Below are 21,225 nucleotides of genomic sequence, written 5' to 3'. Positions count from 1 at the left end.
TTTATCACCTACATTTTGTAATAAGCGTATATTGCAAGAATTAATCCTACTACAGTCCCTATGTTTATCTTAACAGATAATAGAAAGGAAAATTTAATAAAATTCAGATCCAAAGTAAGAGGATTGCTCATACCTATTATTTGTTGATAAGCTAATTCTTTAAAAAAATGTGCCAATAGGTCCCCTAAAAAACCTCCTAAAATTAGTCCTACGACAATTAAAAATACCAATGTCCAAGGACTTTTGCCTCTTCTCAATTTCTTTCACTCCTTAAGTTGTATTGTCCTCATAAACTACCATTCTTTTTTATTATATCACAAATTATATACATTTCTATAACTAACTTTAAAATAAAAAAATGGTAAAGCTCCCAATAAAGTATTGGAAGCTTTACTATTAATTAAATTTATTTTACCAAAGGATACAATTCCTTCTTGGAATAATGAGTGTGGAGCAAGTGATGAGACTTTTCGCTTAAAGGACTGCCCAAAAATTCTTCATAAAGTTTTTGTATTGCAGGATTTTTGTGAGATTTTCTGATAGGCAAGTTTTTATCTGCTTCGTAAATAGCCTTCGCTCTTAATTCTTTTACTTTTTCCATTTCATTGGGATTGTGGATCGGCTGACCGCCTCCCATTATACATCCTCCTGGGCAGCCCATTACCTCTATGAAGTGATACTCTACCTCGCCAGCTTTTACTTTGTCAAGAAGTTTTTTCGCATTTCCTGTTCCATTTGCTATGGCAACTTTTACGTCCATACCATCTATTCTTATAGTAGCCTCTCTTACACCTTCTAAACCTCTAACTTCTTCATAATCAAATTTGTCTAAGTCTTTCCCTTCTACAATATCTGCAACTGTTCTTAAGGCTGCCTCCATAACTCCACCTGTAGCTCCGAATATCACTCCTGCACCAGTAGACATTCCAAGAGGTTCGTCGTATTCTTCATCTTTAAGATTTACAAAGTCAATGCCCATTTCTTTTATCATTCTCGCTAATTCTCTTGTCGTAAGAACAGCGTCCACGTCTTTTATGCCATTATGCTGCATTTCTGGTCTTTCAATCTCCAATTTTTTAGCTGTACATGGCATAATAGATACTACATATATATCCTCAGGATTAAGCCCTTTCTTTTCTGCATAATAACTCTTTACCAATGCCCCCATCATCATGTGAGGAGACTTGCAAGTTGAAAGATTGTCTATAAATTCTGGATAATATTTTTCACAAAAAGCTATCCAACCAGGGCTGCAGGAAGTTATCATAGGAAGTTTTCCGCCATTTTTAAGCCTTTCAAGAAGTTCCGAACCTTCCTCCATTATAGTCAAATCTGCTGCAAAATCCGTATCAAATACCGCATCAAAACCCATTCTTCTCAAAGCTGCTACCATTTTTCCTGTAACAATACTTCCTATAGGCATACCAAACTCTTCACCTAATGCTACTCTTACAGCTGGGGCTGTTTGAGCTACCACATATTTTTTCTCATCTGCTAAAGCCTCGTAAACTCTTCTTGTATGGTCTTTTTCATATATAGCTCCTACAGGACACACTTGGATACACTGGCCACAACTTATGCAAGGAGAATCTTTTAAACTTCTGCCAAAAGAAGGTGCTACCATTGTTTTAAATCCTCTATTTACCATTCCAATAGCAAATACGTTTTGAACTTGTGAGCATACTGCCACGCATCTTCTACAAAGTACACACTTATTTGGGTCCCTTACAACAGAAGGAGAAGCATCATCTATAGAATACTTTATATTTTCTCCTTCAAACCTTATTTCATCTACTCCTAATTTTTTAGACAATGATTGAAGCTCACAGTTAGTATTTCTAATACAAGTCAAACAACTTCTATCATGATTTGAAAGTATAAGCTCAAGATTTAATTTCCGTGCTTCTCTAACTTTAGGTGTATTTGTATACACTTTCATACCATCAAATACCGGATAAGTGCAGGAGGTTTGTAAATTTCTAACTCCTTCTATTTCAACTACACATATACGACAAGCGCCAATTTGGTTAATTTCCTTGAGGTAACACAGTGTAGGAATATCTATGCCTGCTTCTTTTGCTGCTTCCAATACCGTGTAATGGGAGGGGACTTCTACAGTGATGCCGTCTATCGTAACACGAACTTTGTCCATCTTTTACACTCCTTCCTCAATTATTTTTTGTATATTGCGCCAAATGGACATTTTTCAATACAGGTACCACACTTGATACATTTGTCTTGGTCAATTACATAAGGTACCTTTGGTTTTCCGGAAATCGCATTGACAGGACAATTCTTAGCGCAAATTCCACAAGCTTTACATTTATCTGGATCTATATAGAATCTCAACAATGCTTGACATACACCAGCTGGGCATCTTTTTTCCTTTATATGGGCCTCGTATTCATCCCTGAAATATCTAATTGTAGATAAAACTGGGTTTGGCGCTGTCTGTCCAAGTCCACATAAAGCTGTAGCTTTAATAGTTTTAGCAAGTTCTTCTAATTTTTCAATGTCTCCTTCCTCACCTTTACCAGAAGTTATCTTTTCTAAAATCTCCAGCATCCTTCTTGTACCAATCCTACAAGGCGCACATTTCCCGCAAGACTCATCAACTGTAAACTCAAGGAAGAATTTTGCAACATTAACCATACAGGTGTCTTCGTCCATTACAACAAGCCCACCTGAACCCATCATAGAACCTACATTTATTAAAGAATCATAATCGATTGGTGTATCTAAATGCTCTGCAGGAATACATCCGCCGGAAGGTCCTCCTGTTTGAGCAGCTTTAAATTTCTTCCCATTGGGTATTCCTCCACCTATTTCGTATATAATTTCTCTCAAAGTAGTTCCCATTGGAACTTCAATAAGACCTGTGTTGTTTACTTTACCAGTTAAGGCAAAAACTTTTGTTCCCTTCGATTTTTCTGTACCAATGCTTGAAAACCATTCAGCACCATTTAAGATAATCGGTGGAATATTAGCAAATGTCTCTACGTTATTTATAATCGTTGGTTTATCCCACACACCTTTTACAGCAGGGAATGGCGGTCTTGGTCTTGGTTCTCCTCTTCTTCCCATTACTGAATTTAAAAGTGCAGTCTCTTCTCCACAGACAAAAGCACCTGCTCCTAATCTTATCTCAATGTCAAAATCAAAACCTGTCCCAAATATGTTTTTTCCTAAAAGACCATATTCTCTAGCCTGCTCAATAGCAATTTTAAGCCTTTTTACTGCCAAAGGATATTCTGCCCTTACATAAATATATCCATGGTTTGCTCCAATTGCATATCCTGCTATTGCCATAGCCTCTAAAACACTATGAGGGTCTCCTTCCAATATGCTTCTATCCATAAAAGCACCAGGGTCGCCTTCATCGGCATTGCAGACTACATACTTAGGAGTTTCTTTTTGGTTGTAAGCAAATTCCCATTTTACACCTGTTGGGAATCCACCGCCACCTCTACCTCTTAATCCGGATTTTTTGACCTCTTCGATAACCTCTTTTGGAGTCATTTGAGTAAGAACCTTTGCTAAAGCCCTATATCCATCAAAAGCAATTGCTTCTCTTATATCTTCAGGGTTGATAATACCACAATTTCTAAGAGCAATTCTCTTTTGCTTTCTAAAGAAAGGAGTCTCTTCCAATGGCTTTATAGCTTTTTCCGTTACACTTTCTCCATAGAGATATTTCTTAACAGGTCTTCCTTTTAGCAAGTGCTCCTCTACAATTTCAGGAACATAGTCAGGTTTAACTCTGCTATAAAAAACTCCTTCAGGATACACTACAACAACTGGTCCCAATTCGCAAAGACCAAAGCATCCTGTCCTAACAACTAATACTTCTTTATCTAGACCAGCCTTTTTTATTTCCTCTGTAAAACGCTCTGCTACTTTATCAGAATCTGAAGATGTACATCCGGTACCACCACATACCATTACGTGTGACCTATAAAGCATGCTATTTCCCCTCCTCTATTCGTAATTTTCAATAGTCCATTCTCTGATTGGATGACCATTTATAACATGTTCAACAACTATTTGTCTTGCCTTTTTCTCATCAACCTTTACGTAGGTTACTTTTTCTTGTCCTGGAACATAAACATCTACAATAGGTTCTAGTTTACACATACCTATACAACCAGTCTCTGTGACAATTACATCAGTCACATTCCTTTTACTGAGCTCATCTAATATCGCCATCATGACAGGCCTTGCTCCTGCCGCAATACCACAAGTAGCCATTCCAACGGCAATCCTTATGCCTGACCTATCTTTTCTCAAATTGATTTTTTCCAATGTCTCTTTCCTGATTTTTTCTAATTCTTCTATAGATTTCATTATTACACCTCCATATCACCTTTCATATTCTCTTTTACATATTCCTTTATCCAATTTAATACCTTAATATCATTTAAACTGACTTCTTTTAGCACTTTTCTGAGTTCTTTAGTATCAAACAAAAACTCATAGCCATCTTTGCTGTATTTATACACAATGTCGACCTCTGGTGCAGATAATATCAAAGATACAATTGTTGAAGCCATATCTCCTATTGGAACAAGGTCTACACTGGAAAGTTTAAAAGTACCTATTATTTTTGTTCCTTTTCCTTCCTCAGAAAGAATTTCAAAGTTTCCTTCACACAGCTGGGCAAGCTCCTTAAAGAGGGGAATTCCAAGTCCTACTTTTCTTTCCTTTCTTGTGGTTATAAAAGGGTCTGTGACTTTTTTTAGAAATTTTTCATTCATTCCACATCCATCATCTTCTATAGATACTTTAAGCATATCTTTTGAAGTATCTATATTTATTTCAATATAAATATTTTTTGCTCCTGCTCTTATGCTATTTTGTGACAAATCTAATATATAAAGAGCTAATTCTTTCATAACAATCAAACTCTTACTCAAATTTACTTAATATTTCATCCACATCATCAGGAGTTAATCTTCCAAAAACTTCACCATTTATCATCATAACAGGAGCCAATCCGCAAGCTCCAAGACACCTAGTAGGTTCTAAAGAAAATTTCCCGTCTGGAGTTGTTTCGCCTACTTGAATTCCCAATTTCTCTTTTATTTTTCCCAATACCATTGCAGCTCCTCTTACATAACAAGCTGTTCCCATACACAAATTGATCTTGTATTTACCCGAAGGCTTTAAGGTAAACCTTGAATAAAAAGTAGCTATTCCGAATATTTCTGTCAAAGGCACATTCATTTCTTTTGAAATATAAAGTTGAACTTCAATAGGAAGATATCCAAAAATTTCTTGAGCCTCATTCATAATTGCAATCAAAGAGCCAGGGATATTTTTTAATTCCTCTAAAGCCTTTTTAAACCTCTCTACTTTCTCTTTACCGAATTTTTGGTATAAGGTCTCCATTTATTTCCCTCCTTGTGAATTAAAAATTTCATATCCCATATCTTTTGTAAACTTTTTGTTCACTATTCGTTAATATTATATCATAACTTTATTAAATTTTTAACAAGTTTTTATAAAAAAATTTTTATTTTCTGATAATCCCAACTAATTTAGTAGGATTACAAAAAATATTAGCCATAAAGCCAATCTACAATGCTTTTTAATCCAAACTCGCATGGTAGGAATTCTTCTCTTTCAGAAATATCTCCTAAATAATGAGCATCCGAAGACCTTATAATTTTATATTTTCCATATTCAGGATATGAGTGTAAAAAATTTTCTGTCACAATACCTTTTGATATCTCAATTGTTGTTAAATTTTTAATATTAGGAATAAATCCAAGATTTGATACAATGCTATAGGAAGGCCGATCTACATGGGCAGGGACTGCTACCCCCTTGCCCTCCATGTATTCAAAAATTTCATTAATGCTCAAATTTGACGAAATTAACAATGAGTAATCTATTTCTTCTATAACATTATCTTCTTCATCCATTACAAATTGATTCCCAAAGATTGTTTTTTCATTTTTAATTTTTATCAAATTTTCGTTAATAATTTCACTAAATTTTGCACATTCATCTACTGAATAAAAATAACAAAGTATGTGAACCTCTTCTCTTGTCTGTACCTCTATACCAGGCACTACTATCAAGCCTTTTTTTAATCCAAGATTATACACAGCTTTCACATTTTTTGCGCTGTTGTGGTCTGTTATAGCTATTACATCAAGTCCTTTTATAGAAGCCATATTGACAATATTGTTAGGAGTCATATCATCAGAAGCGCAAGGGGATAAAGCCGTATGAATGTGCAAATCATAATAAAGCATCATTTCATCATCTCGTACAAAGTTATTGCCGCTTCATAAGAAGTCCCTGTAAAACTTAATATAGGGATGCCTTCTTCATCAGCCTTTTTCTTAGCTTCTTCATCTAATTTCGCATCTTCAGGAATTATTATACAACTTATTTCGGCCAACAAAGCTACTGCTACGATATTTACATGAGTTTGAATTGTTATCCAGGCGCTCTTTGCTTTTGCATGGGCCATAACCCAACTTAAAAGGTCGCATATATACACCCCCTCAATTTCTTTGTCAATTCCGTTGCCCCCTGCAACTAATTTAAATCCTCTGTTGACAAGATCAGCTACTTTTATCCTCATAACATTTCACTCCTTTCCCTCACTTAATAGACTTGTGCAAAATTCAGAAGCCTTAATTTAAGCCATTCTACAGACATACTTTTTTCCTATCACTCTTGAATTTTTTATCTTTTATGTAGGATTTCCCCTCCCATTTGTCGAATTATTATATATACACTATAAAAAATTTTTTAAGAAGGAGGAAATTCTACATGTACCAGCTTCAATTGCTTTTAAATATACCTGAACTCTTTACCTCTCAGTCTAAAATTGATTTCTATTCTTCTATGTTTGAAAATCTTGACCTGTCTTCAATACCTGAATTCCCTTCCTCTAGTCCTGGCCGTAAGGGTTATTCTCACCATGCACTTTTTAGAGCTTTTATTGTCATGAAAGCTGAAAGATTCGGCACAATTTCTGACCTTTTAGATTATCTCCGCAATAATCTTATCATTGCTCATCTTTGTGGCTTCGACATTTCTAAACCTCTTCCTTCTTATTGGACTTTTCGCCGTTTTATTAATGACTTCTCTCATGATTATTTGACCTCTATTTTTCAAAATCAGGTCAATATCCTCAAAAATATGGGTATTATCTCCGGTGAGTTTATTTCCATGGATTCTACCCCTATTAAAGCTAACACTAAGTTAAATAACCCTAAGTCTTTTTCTAAAAATAAATTCTCTAAAGATAATCAGCCTAAGTCAGATAAGGATTGTAAATTAGGCGTTTATTCTGCTTCTAACGATTCTTCTAATAAACGCTATAAGTTTTATTGGGGCTATAAAAATCACATTATTGTTGATGCTATCTCTGGTTTACCCATCGCTGAAACTACTACCCCCGCTGATGCCCCTGATTTTGAAGCCGCTTTATCTTTGCTTGAGAAGACTAATAAGTGGTTTAACCTTAAGTATGTTAATTTTATTGCTGATAAAGGCTATGATGTTAAGAAACTTTATAATTATGTTAGAAATATTCTCCACGGTCATTGCTTTATTCCTCTTAACAAGCGTAATTCTAAAAATCCCCCTCTGACTGATGATGGTTATATGGTCTGTGAAGCGGGTATTAAAATGCTTAAAGATGGCAAGCAATATTTTGATGGTTTTATTAAGCAAAAATTTGTTTGCAAGTTCTGTAATTCTAAGGATGATTCTGCCTGCCCTATAAATCATCCTAAATATTTTAATGGCAAAAAGCATAGAGGCTGTACTAAGTATGCTATTATATCTTCTGATTATAGGTCCTCTATTAATAGAGACTCCCTATATTTTAAGGCCGTCTACAAATTGAGAATTGAATCAGAAAGATATAATTCCCGCTTTAAAGCTCTGGATTTTGAAAAGGCTTATGTTAGAAATATTAATTCTGTGAGCAACCTTAATACTTTTGGCCATATTACTTTGCTTACTGTCGCTATTGTAGCTATTAAATTGGGCAAATATGATGAGTTTAGATCTCTTGTTGCTTTGATGCAATCGGCCTAATTTTTATTGAATCTATTTCATGCCATTTTTTAACATTTGACTTCTACAGGATATTTATGCCCTTTTTTAGCTCCTCTTTTTGTCTTTTCTTTTCCCTTACCACTTCCTTTATGTTTGATTGTCAGTGTTGATTACTATATATTGTATGTAATACATATTTTGGTTTTTGATTATGATTATTTTAATTAATTTTGCACATCCCTATCACTTAAAACTGGAGGAATTTTACCTGCAAGTTCATTTAATTCTTGAGACAAATTTTTTATTTTGTCTTTTAATATAAAAATGCAATCATATTCCGTAGCATAACCTTTCACTATATCTTCTGCCAATGCCCTACAAGTAGGTGAACCACAAGAACCACAGTCAAGTCCTGGTAAGGCTTTGTATTGTGTGTCTATTTGTTTCATCATTTCGAGCGCCTTAGAAATGTCTTTGTCCAACTTCATAACTTCACTTTTTTCTATTTTCTTTTTCCATTTCACCTCTTCAAAATCAATATCTTTCTCATCAAACATAGGCTCTTCTCTTTTGGGAAGTTTTTCCGTCAGTTTTCTTATTCTGTTTTTGGCCACAAAATTATTTTCAACAGTCAAAGGTCCACCAATACACCCACCGATACATGCAAGCCCTTCAAAAAAGTCTAAATCGTTCAATTTTCCTAATTCAATCTCTTCTAGAACATCTACAACATTGTGTATCCCGTCTACATAAATACTATTTTCTGTAAAAGTACCAAATGCTTCTCCACCAGAGTTTGCCCATCCAACACCTATCATAGAAGCTTTGCTTAAATCTCTGACAACAGTAGTCTTAGCTTTTTCAATGATTAGGCCATATATTTCTTTCATAGAAAAAACCCCATCAATTTTGGATTTTTCTATACCAATAGGATTTTTCCCACTTGTCACTTTTGCAGCACAAGGGGAAATGAAAAAAACTCCTATTTCCTCTTCATTTAGTCCCGTCTTTTTAATTGCCTCCTTTTTCGCTAATATTGCCGCAGTATCCATAGGAGAACATATATCCAATAAATTATCAATCAAAGAAGGAAATTTGATTTGTACAAGTCGCACAACAGCAGGACAAGCAGAAGATATAACTGGCTTTTTTAAATTCCCTTTTGCCAATGCTTCCCGCGTAAACTTAGAAACAATTTCAGCAGCATATGCTACTTCAAAAACCTCATCAAATCCTATATCCAGTAAAGCACTCAATATTTGATTAATAGTTAAATCCCTAAATTGTCCATATAAAGAAGGAGCAGGAAGTGCAATCTTGTACTTAAAATTTTTCATCATATCCAAACTATCAGTTACCGCCAATTTAGCATGATATGGGCACACACGTATACATTCACCACAATCTATGCACCTTTCATTTATAATCCTTGCTTTCCCATCTCTTACCCTTATTGCCTCTGTAGGACATCTTTTTATGCAATTAGTACACCCTCTACATCTATCCTTATCTAATGTCACAGAGTGAAAATATGACATTTTATCACCTACTTAAATAAAATTTCCATCACCACAGTTGTTCCCTCTTTACTGCTTTTTATCTCCATGAAATCCGAATTTTCCTTCATATTAGGAAGCCCCATGCCGGCTCCAAATCCCATTTCCCTTATCTCTTCAGGAGCAGTAGAATATCCTTCTTTCATGGCAAGTTCAATGTCTTCTATTCCAGGACCTGTGTCTTCTGCAGTTATGCGTATTTTATCGCCAAAAATTTCTATTTTCATGTGACCTCCATAAGAATGAATTATTATATTCATCTCTGCTTCATAACAAGCTATGCAACTTCTCCTTACAACATCTGGATTTAAGGAAAGCTGTTTTAACACTGCTCTCAAATTGCTGGAAACCTCTCCTGCAGAATCAAAATCTCTCGCTTTAACATCAAAATCTAAACTATAAAGTACCATTTCATTCACCACTTCTACAAGTAAGGCCATTAGAATACAAAAGGCCACAGGCAATATAAAGAGGATGTCTTGTTTTCATTATCACAAGTCCTGCTTTTTTAGCAAGTTCCAATATGTCCTCTCCCGGAGTCTTACCTCTTACAAACACTATACATTTAATATCTCCCACTACTTCTGCAGTTCTTATAACCTGCACATTAGTAAGCCCTGTCAAAAGCACAGCCTTTTCGTCCTTTGAGGCCAAAACATCACTCATCAAGTCTGCTCCACAGGCAGTAAACACTTCTTCTTCTAATTTTTCTTCCCCTACCATAACTTCTGCATTTAAAATTTCTTTTACCTCTTTTAATTTCATACCTTAACACCTCATTATTGGTTCTGCGTAACAATTGTCTTTAAAAAGGTATTATATTCTTCACAAGATTGCCATAAACTTTCTTGCAATAAACTAAAGGTATTCCCATCTTCTAAAGCAGCTGATATTTCAATTTTTTTAATATCATTTGTTACTTTATCGACAATTTTTATCGTCTTTTGTATTAGTATTGTCACTTCTTCTTTTCCAAAATCCTCCTTACTATTTTTAAAACTATCTACTTTTCTCTTTAATTGCTCTAATTCTTGTTTTTCTAATTTGTCATTAAAAGCCTTATAAGAAAGAGCCGACATATAATCAAAAATTTGTTGAAAATCTTGTAATTTGTTCATAAAAACATCCATTTCTGATGTTAATTTCTTGTCATATGCAATTTTTATAGAAGGCCCTCTTTTTACATATACTTCACTGGAAATGCCTTGAGACTTTAAGGAAGAAGAAAATAAAGCAGCTTGTTCTCTATCTAAAAATATTCCACCTATTAACAAATATTTGTCAGAATCTTTACTAACAAAGGAATAAACTCCCTTCATCTTCATTAAATCATCCTGATACTTTGCAGTATCAAAATCTGAATAGCTGCCTAAAACAACTTCAAACAAGTCAATTCCTTTAACAACCATCTCTTTAAGATTATCACTGTCATTTGTTTTTGAAATGTTAGGCTCTACAATATCTTTTGAAATGAAATAACCTGCTAAAAGAGAAACTAGAGGAATTATTAATACAACAATTAAAACTTCCAGCATTCTTTCGTTTTTCATCTCTTTATCAACCCTTACCATAAACCTTTACTTATATTATACTATACTCCTTTAAAAAATCCTTTAAAAATTTTAATAGGACTTTTTTACTAATTTGCACTTTTAAAAGAGGTTTTAGAAGAATTTTGTCGAATTATATATTATAGGAGGGATTGAATTGACAAATATTGTAAATCAAATAATTGAAAATAAATTTCGCGAAATTCAAAGCAGACTCCCTGCTAATATAAAAATATTTAACACTGATAAACCTTTTGCTGAAGTTTTAAACAATGCTATAGAAAATCAACAATACAATTCAGGAAATGTGAGTAATAATGCGCCATCAAAAAATACAAATTTACAACAAATTGAAGATTTAATACAACGGGCCAGTCAAAAATATAATGTAGATGCAAATCTCATCAGAGCGGTCATCAAAGCAGAGTCTAATTTTAATCCATTCGCAGTTTCTTCTGCAGGAGCGATGGGACTTATGCAGCTTATGCCTTCAACTGCAAAGGAATTAAATGTATCCAATCCTTTTGACCCTTCTCAAAATATAGATGGAGGAGTAAGATACCTAAAAAATTTGTTGGATACTTACCATGACATAAGATTAGCATTAGCTGCATATAATGCTGGTCCTCAATCAGTAGAAAAATATCAAGGTATTCCCCCTTACCAAGAAACTATAAATTATATAAACAAAATTTTAAATGACTTATATAATCGAGTAGGAGCTGAATAATTATTTTATTCAGCGTCCTCTCACACCACCGTACGTACCGTTCGGTATACGGCGGTTCATTAGGAATTGTGTACAATTAGATATCTTTGGGATAAACTCTTATAACCTATGCTTTCAAAGTATTTATTTGTAAGAGTCTTATTTAGGATTGGGCTATTGGATATTCTCCAGTAGCCTTTCCTTGTATTGGCGTATTCCCAGGCTTTTTGTTCTTCTACTCCTAGTTTTACTAAGTTATCATGCTTCGTTTTTATCTTCTTCCATTGTTTCCATATACATGCCCTTAGTCTTCGCCTTATCCATTCGTCAAGGGTTTTCATTATGCTTTTCGCGTCTGCTAATCCAAAATAGTTGACCCATCCTGTTGTTATTTGATTTAGTCTTTTTATTCTGTTTTCCATGCTTATTCCCTTGTTCCGATTGGTTATTTCTCTTACTTTTTCCTTAAACCTTTTGATGGATTTTTCATGGATTCTTATTCTTACTTCGTTTTCTTTTGTATAGAATGAAAATCCAAGAAATTTTCTTCTCCATGGTCTATCTACAGCACTTTTTGCTTCGTTGACTTTTAGTTTTAATTTGCTTTCTATGAATTTCTTTATGCTCTTCATTACTCTGTTTCCTGCAGACCTGCTTTTTACATATATGTTGCAGTCATCTGCATATCGGCAGAATTTATGCCCTCGTTTCTCAAGTTCTTTGTCTAGTTCGTCCAACATTATGTTTGCTAATAGGGGACTTAATGGCCCTCCTTGGGGTGTCCCTTCTTCTGTTGATATTTTGATTCCGTTTATCATTACTCCTGATTCTAAGTATCTTCGTATTAACTTTAGTACTCTTTTGTCCCCTATCCGCTTTTCTAGTTTGGACATTATTACGTCGTGGTTTACTCTGTCAAAGAACTTTTCTAAGTCCATATCTACAACCCATGTGTATCCTTCATTTATGTATGCTTCTGCGGCTTTTATTGCGTCTTTTGCACTGCGTCCTGGTCTGAATCCATAACTGCTATCAGAAAATGTATGGTTGTAGACTTTATTTAGTATTTGGGCTATTGCTTGTTGTATTAGTCTGTCTAGTACTGTAGGTATTCCTAGTAGTCTTTTTCCTCCATCAGGTTTGGGAATTTCTACTCTTCGCACTGGTTGTGGTTTGTATTTCCCCTCCAGCAGTTGTTGTTTTATGGTTGCCCAGTTTTCTTTGAGATACGGTAGAAGTTCATCTACTCCCATCCCATCGACTCCATGGCTTCCTTTATTTGCAACAACGCGCTTGTATGCTGCTTCCATGTTCCCTCGTTCTACTATCATTTCAAGCATCTTGCCGGTATATCTTTGTACCTCGTTTCTTCCATCTTCCGACGCCGATGATATACTATGCACTTCCGTTGTCTTTTGAAATTCCATTTCTCTATTCAACGGATAGCCTCTTGGTTGAGTTGTCTGCAGTCTCTGCATATCTTTCGAGTCCATAAGATTTCCAAAACCTCCTAACGTTCGGTCCTTCCTTATCTATTATTGTCTAGATAAGTACTATGACCTCTGCTGACTTCTCAAGGTTCAGCCATACATCACTGCATGGGTTGTCACTTCAGATTTTACTTCCATGACTTATCCTTGAGACCTCCCCGGGTAAGAACGATAACTTTCATCTCATATATCTGCCAGATTTACTGTATGGGATTCGGGTAGTGTTGGACTTCGTTTTGTTACGCAAACTCATCCATCCCAATTCAGCCTCTTATCTGGTTCTTGTTCATCAGACCGAGATTTTGCCTTAAGCTTCCTTCAGATTCCACCTCACGATGGACACCCTTGCTCTTGGCTAGTGGTTCCCACTACCAAGCCCACAGCGGACTTTCACCGCCTAGTTATCGCCCATGCCGGGCGCACATAAATAATAAAGGAGCCAAAAAGGCTCCCTTATTTGTTATATTTTGCATTTTTATATCTTTGTTGTGAATCCAAAATCTTTTTTCGTATTCTAATGCTTTGAGGAGTAACTTCAACCAATTCATCATTATCTATAAATTCTAATGCTTCTTCTAAAGACATCTTTTTTACAGGAGATAGCCTCAAAGCTTCATCCGCCGTTGCAGACCTTAAATTTGTCACATGTTTTTTCTTACATACATTGACATCAATATCTCCACTTCTTGAATTAACTCCCACAACCATCCCTTCATACACTTTTGTACCTGGCTCTATAAAAAGTGTCCCTCTCTCTTGAGCATTGTAAAGGCCATAAGTTGTCGCAACCCCCGTCTCAAAAGCTACAAGAGCGCCTCTCGTACGAGAAGGAATGTCTCCTTTGTAAGGTGCATAATCATAAAAGACAGAGGTCATTATGCCATTTCCTTTTGTATCTGTTAAAAATTCAGACCGATACCCTATTAAGCCTCGTGTAGGTATTTTAAACTTAAGCCTTATAGTTCCTGGCTTTAATGTGTGCATATCCATCAATTCAGCTTTTCTCGGTCCTAATTTTTCCATCACAACTCCCATATATTCTTCAGGAATATCTATTGTCAAAAGTTCAATAGGTTCCATTTTTACTCCATTTATTTCTTTAAAAATCACTGTAGGCTTAGAAACCTGTAATTCATACCCTTCCCGTCTCATAGTCTCAATTAAAATAGAAAGATGCAGCTCTCCTCTTCCAGACACCTTAAAAGAATCAGTAGAATCTGTTTCTTCAACTCGCAATGCGACGTTTGTCTCTAGCTCTTTAAAAAGCCTTTCTCTTAAATGTCTTGAAGTAACGTATTTACCCTCAGTTCCAGCAAAAGGACTGGTATTTACACTAAAAGTCATAGAAACTGTTGGCTCTTCTATGCGAACAAAGTCTACCGCCTCGGGGTTATCTCTATCTGCAATGGTCTCTCCAATCTCAATATCGCTTATGCCAGAAACCGCCACAATATCTCCCAAGCTTGCTTCTTCTACTTGCACTCTTTTTAGTCCTTCAAACTGATATAGATTATTTATGTGAACTTTTTGTATTGACCCATCTCTTTTACATATAGCCGCTTCTTCCCCTGAAATTATTTTTCCTCTAACTACTTTTCCAATGGCAATTCTCCCAATGTAATCATCATAATCTAAAGTAGTCACTATAAGTTGTAATGGTGCTTCAATATCTCCTATTGGTGCAGGAATATAGTCTAAAATCGTATCAAAAAGAGGTCTCAAGTCATGAGACTCTTCTTCTAAACTTAATTTTGCTATACCTTCTTTTGCAGAGGTGTAGACAACAGGGAAATCAATTTGGTCATCATTTGCTCCTAATTCAATAAATAGATCTAAGACTTCGTCAATAACCTCCTGAGGCCTTGCATCAGGCCTATCAATTTTATTTATGACAACTATAGGTTTTAGATCCAGTTCCAATGCTTTACTTAATACAAAACGGGTCTGTGGCATAGGTCCTTCAAAAGAATCTACCAACAAAAGTACCCCATCTACCATTTTTAATACTCGCTCTACTTCACCGCTAAAATCTGCATGTCCTGGGGTATCCACTATATTTATTTTCACATCTTTATATCTAACAGCAGTATTTTTAGCAAGAATTGTTATACCTCTTTCTCTTTCTAAATCGTTAAAATCCAAGATCCTTTCCTCAACTTTTTCATTTGCCCTAAAAATACCGCTTTGTTTAAGCATAGCATCAACCAAAGTAGTTTTACCATGATCAACATGAGCAATAATGGCTATATTTCTTACATCTTCTCTTACAAATTTCATAAGGTATCTCCTTCCATAAAATAGGCTATATCGCGTATACAGTATTATATAATATCTCAAGGAATAAAAATAGTCAATATAAAAAAGAGCACTCTCTAGAGCACTCTTTTTATCATAGGTCATTTTATAATTCTTCTTGCTGTAACATAATGTTCTTTATAATACCCTTCGTTTAAAGGACTTATTATGACCTTCCCTCTACCTGAAGAGCTTTGTATAAACTCACCATTACCTATATATATTCCTGAATGATTTATCACACTGCTTCCTAAAGTTTTAAAAAATACCAAATCTCCTGGTTGAAGATTGTTATAACTTACATATTCTCCTGCAGTAGCTTGCTCATTTGCCGTTCTTGGTAAATTAATACCTACATTCTTGAAAACATATTGAACAAAGCCGGAACAATCAAATCCTTTTGGAGTTGAACCTCCATAGACATAAGGAGTCCCCACAAAAGACTTGGCAAAATCTATTAACTTATCTATCAAACTCCTATCTACTTCACCCCTTGAGATACTTGAAGAGCTCCTCACTGCTAAGTATTCTCCGTAAATCCATCCTTCTCTTCCGTCCGAAAGCTTTATTTTATACCACCCATTTTGTTTACCCAACACATTCACTGTAGTATTCTTGTTAAGCTGTGCTACAACGCTGCCAGATAAACCCGCTTCACTTCTCACATTAACGTAACTACCTGTCACTATACCAACACTTGCTGCTTTTTCCGAATCTCCTCTTGAGACATTAGAAGAATTTCTTACGGATAAATATTCACCAAAAACCCATCCTTCTCTTCCATCAGAAAGCTTTATCTTGTACCACCCGTTTTCCTTATCTAACACAGTCACTGTGTCATTCCAATTTAAGCGGGCAATGACACTTCCTGATAAGCTTCCTTGAGTCCGCACATTTACATAATTGCCTGTAATCTTTCCAACTCCCAATCCTTCCGCAAACGCTGGGTTCAAAAAAGAGCTACCAATCAGCGTCGCACCAAACACAGAAATTCCAAAAATCATCTTTCCTATTCGCTGATCCACTGCAAATCTCCTTCCTTTATTGCCTCCGGAGTTAGCTGTCGGGTGCGGGACAGAAGGTATCCCTACTGCAGCTTAAAGCTACAGATTAACCCCAAAAAGCGGTTCCTCCGTACCTTTCGGATTCGGCAAGATTGCATATTTTGTCCTTTTGTCTTATCTTATCATATCCTACAGTCAAAGTCAATGTTTACATTATAATTTCTTAAATTTTTTAATCTTGGTTAGTTGTATAATTAAATGCAACAGATAAAAAAATAGAAACCATAGTGAAAATCGTGTATGATATAGGTGTCAACTAAACATCATACAAGGAGGATTTTCACTATGGTTCATAATAATGATACCACAAAAAAGCGTTCTTTTAAACACTTAAGTAGCTATGAACGAGGAGAGATCTATGCATTACTCAAAGAAGGAAGAAGTATTCGGTATATTGCTAAAAAACTTAATCGATCTCCAAGCACTATAAGCCGTGAAATTAAACGTGGAACTACTACACAACTTAGAAGTGATTTATCTTCTTATACAAGCTATTTTCCTGAAACCGGTCAAGCTATCTACGAAAAAAATCGTTCAAATTGCGGAGCTAAATTTAAAGTAGCTAAAGCAGAAGATTTCTTGAAATATGCTGAAAATAAAATATTAAATGAAAAATGGTCACCAGATGCAGTTGTAGGCTATTGTAAAAAAGACCCAAGCTGGAATAATAAAACCATTGTTTGTACTAAAACACTGTACAACTATATAGATAGAGGATTATTAAAAGTTAAAAACATTGATTTACCTTTAAAACTACGTTTAAAACCAAGGAAGAAACAAAATCGTAAAAATAAACGTATTATGGGCAAAAGTATTGATTTTAGGCCTAAAGAAGTTGAAAGCCGTGAAGTTTTTGGGCATTGGGAAATAGATACGTTAATTGGCAAGAAATCTAATGACAAGGTCCTTTTAACATTAATAGAGCGTAAGACTCGCCATGAAATAATATTCTTATTAGATGCAAAAGACAATAAATCTGTTAAAGATGCATTATCAAAATTAAAAGATATGTTTGGTGACAATTTAAACAAAGTATTTAAAACAATAACATCTGATAATGGTACAGAGTTTAGTGATTTAGAAAGTGCTCTTTTAGAATATGGCGTAGAAGTATATTATACACATCCATATTCATCTTGGGAAAGAGCTACAAATGAACGACATAACGGTCTTATACGACGTTTCATCCCTAAAGGTAAAAGTATTAAAGATTTATCTATAGATACGATAAAGAGAGTAGAAAACTGGCTTAATAACCTTCCACGAAAATTGTTAAATTACAAAACGCCTAAGGAATACTTTTATGAAGAGCTGGCAAAAATCTGTTAAGCCCATCCCTTATAAAGTTTAGAGCTCGTTCGTGATTTGTCAAGGGGCAGGCTTCGCCTGACTTTAACCCTTGACAAATCACGACCTTCGCTCAATTTGTTAACTAAGATGGGCTTAAGGTTATATATGATTTGTTCCAAATCCTATATCTACATGATTTTCATTAGGTGTTGCATTTAATATTGCAATTTATATTTTTTAATCTTTTTTTAATATATTTTATAAAAAATTAATAATTTGTGTGACAAAAAAATAAAAGGCTTAACGCCTCTTTTCTCTTTTATTTATGGTGCGGGCGGTGGGACTTGAACCCACACGAGATCATCTCTCACATGCCCCTCAAACATGCCTGTCTGCCAATTCCAGCACGCCCGCCTGCGTTTTTATTATACTGCTCACTTAACTCGTTTGTCAAGGTGGCAAACCTATTAATCATTTCAATTAAAATATCCATCACTGAATAGTCATACACCCAAACGTACGCGTCTGCCAGTTCCGCCACCACCGCACGCTTTATTTAATTTCGTCACACTATGAATTATATAATCTTTTTAGGTCAGTGTCAATACCTATTTTTTGATATACCATTTTTCTATATTGTTAAAAACATTAAATCCAGTAGGGTCCACAACTTTTACATTGTCATATGCCATAACTGCTCCTTCAATATAGAAAAGGCCAATTATGGGTTGTTCCTCTAAAAAAACTTGTTCCAAAGCCTGATAATCTGTTTTTAAAGAATTCTCTTCTGAATCATAAAAAATTCTACTATATATTTCATCAACTTTAGAATTACTATAACCCATAAAATTGTCTTTGCCTTTTGTCATAAACATTGTAGACATATCTTGATTATAACTTAAATTCCACTCCATTAACACCAAATCAAATTTACCCGAATATACAGAACTTAGTAAATTGCCCCAATCTTTTGGTACAATGTTTATTTCAATTCCTACATCTTTTAAATTATTCTTTATAATTTGAGCAACTTTAATCAAATATGGATTATTTGCATTTACCAGCAAATCAAATTTGAGCTGATAAGTTCCATTGCTCCTTATCCCTTTAACTAAATTCCAACCACTTTCCTCTAATATTTTATTTGCCTCTTTTATATCGTAATTATGAGATACTATTTTATTGCTATAAAGCCACGAATCAGGGCGAACGGGAATACATGACTTTAACCCATGACTGAAATATACATCTCTCAAAATTTTGTCAACATCTATTCCATAACACATCGCTTTCCTGACATTTGAATCTTTCAAAGCTGGCTTTTGATAATTAGGGGCCATAAATACATAATCTTGCATAACGTATTTATAAATATTTACGTTTGAAATCTCTTTGTATTTATCCCAGTCTATGTCACTTAAAAAAGTAAAATCTGCTTCTTTGCTTTGAAAAGATGTTATCATAGCATTTTCATCAGGCACAATTTTAAACACTATACTATCTATATAAGGTTTGTCGCCTCTATAATAAGGATTTCTTTCAAAAATAATTTCTCTGCCAACGCTGTAAGAAGATATCTTATATGGCCCTGTACCAATAGGTACAATATCTTTATTTAAAATATCTTCCTTACCTTTATATTGGTGCTCAGCTAGAATAGGAAAAGTAAACAAAGCTATTGGATTTGCAACAGGTTTATTTAAAACAACTTCAAATTCATAATCACCATTTGTCTTATAAGAGGAGAGATAGTTAATGAGAATATCCCTATAAGGACTTTTTACATCCTTATTTTTAAAAGAATCAAAAGTAAATTTTACATCATTAGCTGTAAAACTTACTCCATCCTGCCATTTAACATTCTTTTTTAAATAAAATTTTATATTAAGTCCATTTATCTGCCAGTTTTCTGCTAATTGAGGAATAGGTTTTAAAGTTTTATCCAAGGTAACTAATCCTTCCAATGACAAATTTAACATTTGCCTTACTCTCTCATTGTCATTCAAAAAAGGATTTAATGTATCAAAAGAAGTAATATTTACTCTTAAAGTGCCACCCTCTACTGGCTTTTCTTCTTCAATCTTAGTTTTGTCCTCAGATGCTTGAGGTAAATTTACCATATTTTGCGGAGTAGTTTTGCATCCTGTAAAAATAAACATCAAAATGAAAGATAATATAATAAATTTTCTCATTAACTATCATCTCCGAAAACTATTTTATCTTTTTCAATTTTTTATTTTCGATAATTCCAGGAATTCTCCCTCTTTTAGCAATAGGTACTCCTTCCACTTCTTTTATATCCATTGTCATATCAATAGGTTGAGCATCAGATATGTAACTTCCTACTCCAAAAGCATCTGCTCCACTTTCAGAAAGTTCTGCTACCCGTTCTGGGTTTAAACCTCCAGAAACTATAATTTTTACATTTGTAAATCCTTTTTGATTTAATCTTTGCCTTAGTTCATACACTAAACTAGGTGTAACTCCACCTCTTTCTGATGGAGTATCAAGTCTTACTCCGTATAATCTATCCCCTAAAAATTCAGCAACCCTCAAAGCCTCTTCCACTTCGTCTTTAAAAGTATCAACTAAAATGGTTATCTTTTCATCAAGGGGAGTTATATCTCTGTAAGCTTTCGCCACTTCTAATGTATCTCCTGCAAGCAAAAAAGCAGCATGAGGTACTGTCCCTTTAGGGTCTTTCCCCATTAATTTTGCACCTAAAATACAGCTGGCATCATCTGCCCCTCCTACTAAAGCCGCCCTTTCCATCACAGGTGCCACAGCTGGATGTACATGCCTTGCACCAAAACATAATATTGGTTTGTCTTTGGCAACTTCTTTAAGCTCCCTTGCTGCTGTTGCCCAACCGGAAGAACTTGCAAGAATTCCTAATATTGCCGTCTCATAAATTCCAAACTCACTATAAGGCCCTTTTATCCTCATTACTGTATCTTTAGCTTCAAAAGTGTCCCCTTCTTCCAAAGACCATACTTCCACATTTTTGTCTTTAAGTAAACTCATTACTTCTGGTAACCCTGCAAAAACTCCTTTTTTTCTTGGAAATATCTCCGCTGTGACTATTTTATCTTGTACACCAAGATATGACAAAATATCCTGGGTTCTTAAAAAATACACATCTGTAGTCCATGCATTTTTTATTTCTTCATGAGTAGCTGAGAAAAACTCCCTATCCTTTTCAATTTTTACTTCATTTAAGTCTTTTAAATGCTTTAATAGTTTCAT

The 21,225-nt window shown here is 34.7% G+C and carries 20 protein-coding genes, 1 tRNA gene and 1 riboswitch; of the genes, 3 read left to right on the top strand and 18 right to left on the bottom strand.

Going from position 1 to position 21,225, the window contains the following annotated elements; genetic code table 11:
* Window positions 1-8: 8 nt before the first annotated feature.
* The 8 genes from EB239_RS07100 to EB239_RS07065 form a co-directional block, all read right to left on the bottom strand.
* A complete protein-coding gene (locus EB239_RS07100; protein WP_003870978.1) occupies window positions 9-257 on the bottom strand; it encodes a DUF4321 domain-containing protein in 249 nt (82 codons plus the stop codon).
* A 149-nt stretch (window positions 258-406) separates the two neighbouring features.
* Window positions 407-2,152: an NADH-dependent [FeFe] hydrogenase, group A6 gene (locus EB239_RS07095; protein WP_003870979.1), complete on the bottom strand. Its 1,746-nt coding sequence runs from the start codon at window positions 2,150-2,152 to the stop codon at window positions 407-409.
* Window positions 2,153-2,172: 20 nt separating this feature from the next.
* Complete coding sequence (gene nuoF, locus EB239_RS07090) at window positions 2,173-3,963, bottom strand: NADH-quinone oxidoreductase subunit NuoF (protein ID WP_003870980.1); 1,791 nt, start codon at window positions 3,961-3,963, stop codon at window positions 2,173-2,175.
* 15 nt (window positions 3,964-3,978) lie between these two features.
* Window positions 3,979-4,344: a (2Fe-2S) ferredoxin domain-containing protein gene (locus EB239_RS07085; RefSeq protein ID WP_003870981.1), complete on the bottom strand. Its 366-nt coding sequence runs from the start codon at window positions 4,342-4,344 to the stop codon at window positions 3,979-3,981.
* Between the two features lie 2 nt (window positions 4,345-4,346).
* Window positions 4,347-4,892: an ATP-binding protein gene (locus EB239_RS07080; protein WP_003870982.1), complete on the bottom strand. Its 546-nt coding sequence runs from the start codon at window positions 4,890-4,892 to the stop codon at window positions 4,347-4,349.
* A gap of 13 nt (window positions 4,893-4,905) precedes the next feature.
* Window positions 4,906-5,388: an NADH-quinone oxidoreductase subunit NuoE family protein gene (locus EB239_RS07075; RefSeq protein WP_003870983.1), complete on the bottom strand. Its 483-nt coding sequence runs from the start codon at window positions 5,386-5,388 to the stop codon at window positions 4,906-4,908.
* Window positions 5,389-5,558: 170 nt separating this feature from the next.
* Complete coding sequence (locus tag EB239_RS07070) at window positions 5,559-6,263, bottom strand: PHP domain-containing protein (protein ID WP_003870984.1); 705 nt, start codon at window positions 6,261-6,263, stop codon at window positions 5,559-5,561.
* The gene (locus EB239_RS07065) at window positions 6,260-6,595 is read right to left on the bottom strand and encodes a DRTGG domain-containing protein (protein WP_003870985.1); all 336 of its coding nucleotides are present in this window, start codon (window positions 6,593-6,595) and stop codon (window positions 6,260-6,262) included. Before EB239_RS07065 ends, EB239_RS07070 begins: the two co-directional genes overlap by 4 nt.
* 191 nt (window positions 6,596-6,786) lie before the next feature.
* Between EB239_RS07065 and EB239_RS07060 the strand changes: the two genes are divergently transcribed.
* On the top strand, window positions 6,787-8,064 hold the full coding sequence (locus tag EB239_RS07060) for a transposase (RefSeq protein WP_003869069.1): 1,278 nt from the start codon (window positions 6,787-6,789) through the stop codon (window positions 8,062-8,064).
* Window positions 8,065-8,249: 185 nt separating this feature from the next.
* On the opposite strand, the gene EB239_RS07055 is transcribed toward EB239_RS07060, so the two are convergent.
* From EB239_RS07055 to EB239_RS07040, 4 genes are read right to left on the bottom strand one after another with little or no spacing between them, the layout of a single operon-like run.
* Window positions 8,250-9,563, bottom strand: a complete 1,314-nt coding sequence (locus EB239_RS07055; RefSeq protein WP_003871510.1) for a [Fe-Fe] hydrogenase large subunit C-terminal domain-containing protein — start codon at window positions 9,561-9,563, stop codon at window positions 8,250-8,252.
* An 8-nt stretch (window positions 9,564-9,571) separates the two neighbouring features.
* Window positions 9,572-10,021: an ATP-binding protein gene (locus tag EB239_RS07050; RefSeq protein ID WP_003871509.1), complete on the bottom strand. Its 450-nt coding sequence runs from the start codon at window positions 10,019-10,021 to the stop codon at window positions 9,572-9,574.
* A complete protein-coding gene (locus EB239_RS07045) occupies window positions 9,993-10,346 on the bottom strand; it encodes a DRTGG domain-containing protein (RefSeq protein ID WP_003871508.1) in 354 nt (117 codons plus the stop codon). Before EB239_RS07045 ends, EB239_RS07050 begins: the two co-directional genes overlap by 29 nt.
* A gap of 14 nt (window positions 10,347-10,360) precedes the next feature.
* Window positions 10,361-11,152, bottom strand: coding sequence for a hypothetical protein (locus EB239_RS07040; protein WP_003871507.1), 792 nt, complete (start codon window positions 11,150-11,152; stop codon window positions 10,361-10,363).
* A gap of 136 nt (window positions 11,153-11,288) precedes the next feature.
* On the opposite strand from EB239_RS07040, the gene EB239_RS07035 reads away from it, so the two are divergent.
* A complete protein-coding gene (locus EB239_RS07035) occupies window positions 11,289-11,861 on the top strand; it encodes a lytic transglycosylase domain-containing protein (protein ID WP_003871506.1) in 573 nt (190 codons plus the stop codon).
* Window positions 11,862-11,920: 59 nt separating this feature from the next.
* Here EB239_RS07035 and ltrA read toward each other — a convergent pair whose 3' ends face one another.
* From ltrA to EB239_RS07015, 3 genes are all read right to left on the bottom strand, one after another.
* Window positions 11,921-13,333 (bottom strand): group II intron reverse transcriptase/maturase, encoded by a 1,413-nt coding sequence (ltrA, locus tag EB239_RS07030; RefSeq protein ID WP_129545121.1) that lies wholly within the window; start codon window positions 13,331-13,333, stop codon window positions 11,921-11,923.
* Between the two features lie 450 nt (window positions 13,334-13,783).
* Window positions 13,784-15,607: a translational GTPase TypA gene (gene typA / locus EB239_RS07020; protein ID WP_003871527.1), complete on the bottom strand. Its 1,824-nt coding sequence runs from the start codon at window positions 15,605-15,607 to the stop codon at window positions 13,784-13,786.
* Window positions 15,608-15,726: 119 nt separating this feature from the next.
* Window positions 15,727-16,650, bottom strand: a complete 924-nt coding sequence (locus EB239_RS07015; protein WP_003871526.1) for a C40 family peptidase — start codon at window positions 16,648-16,650, stop codon at window positions 15,727-15,729.
* 5 nt (window positions 16,651-16,655) lie between these two features.
* Window positions 16,656-16,788, bottom strand: a riboswitch (cyclic di-AMP (ydaO/yuaA leader).
* A 186-nt stretch (window positions 16,789-16,974) separates the two neighbouring features.
* On the opposite strand from EB239_RS07015, the gene EB239_RS07010 reads away from it, so the two are divergent.
* A complete protein-coding gene (locus EB239_RS07010; protein ID WP_129545120.1) occupies window positions 16,975-18,018 on the top strand; it encodes an IS30 family transposase in 1,044 nt (347 codons plus the stop codon).
* Window positions 18,019-18,305: 287 nt separating this feature from the next.
* Here EB239_RS07010 and EB239_RS07005 read toward each other — a convergent pair.
* From EB239_RS07005 to EB239_RS06995, 3 genes are all read right to left on the bottom strand, one after another.
* A tRNA-Leu gene (locus EB239_RS07005) sits at window positions 18,306-18,393 on the bottom strand.
* 194 nt (window positions 18,394-18,587) lie between these two features.
* Window positions 18,588-20,171 (bottom strand): ABC transporter substrate-binding protein, encoded by a 1,584-nt coding sequence (locus EB239_RS07000; RefSeq protein WP_003871275.1) that lies wholly within the window; start codon window positions 20,169-20,171, stop codon window positions 18,588-18,590.
* 19 nt (window positions 20,172-20,190) lie between these two features.
* Entirely contained in the window at window positions 20,191-21,225 is a 1,035-nt protein-coding gene (locus EB239_RS06995) for a nicotinate phosphoribosyltransferase (RefSeq protein WP_003871276.1), read from the bottom strand.

The sequence above is a fragment of the Thermoanaerobacter ethanolicus JW 200 genome, from assembly GCF_003722315.1.
GTDB classification, from domain to species: Bacteria; Bacillota; Thermoanaerobacteria; order Thermoanaerobacterales; family Thermoanaerobacteraceae; genus Thermoanaerobacter; species Thermoanaerobacter ethanolicus.
This window is presented reverse-complemented; position numbering and strand designations above follow the sequence as displayed.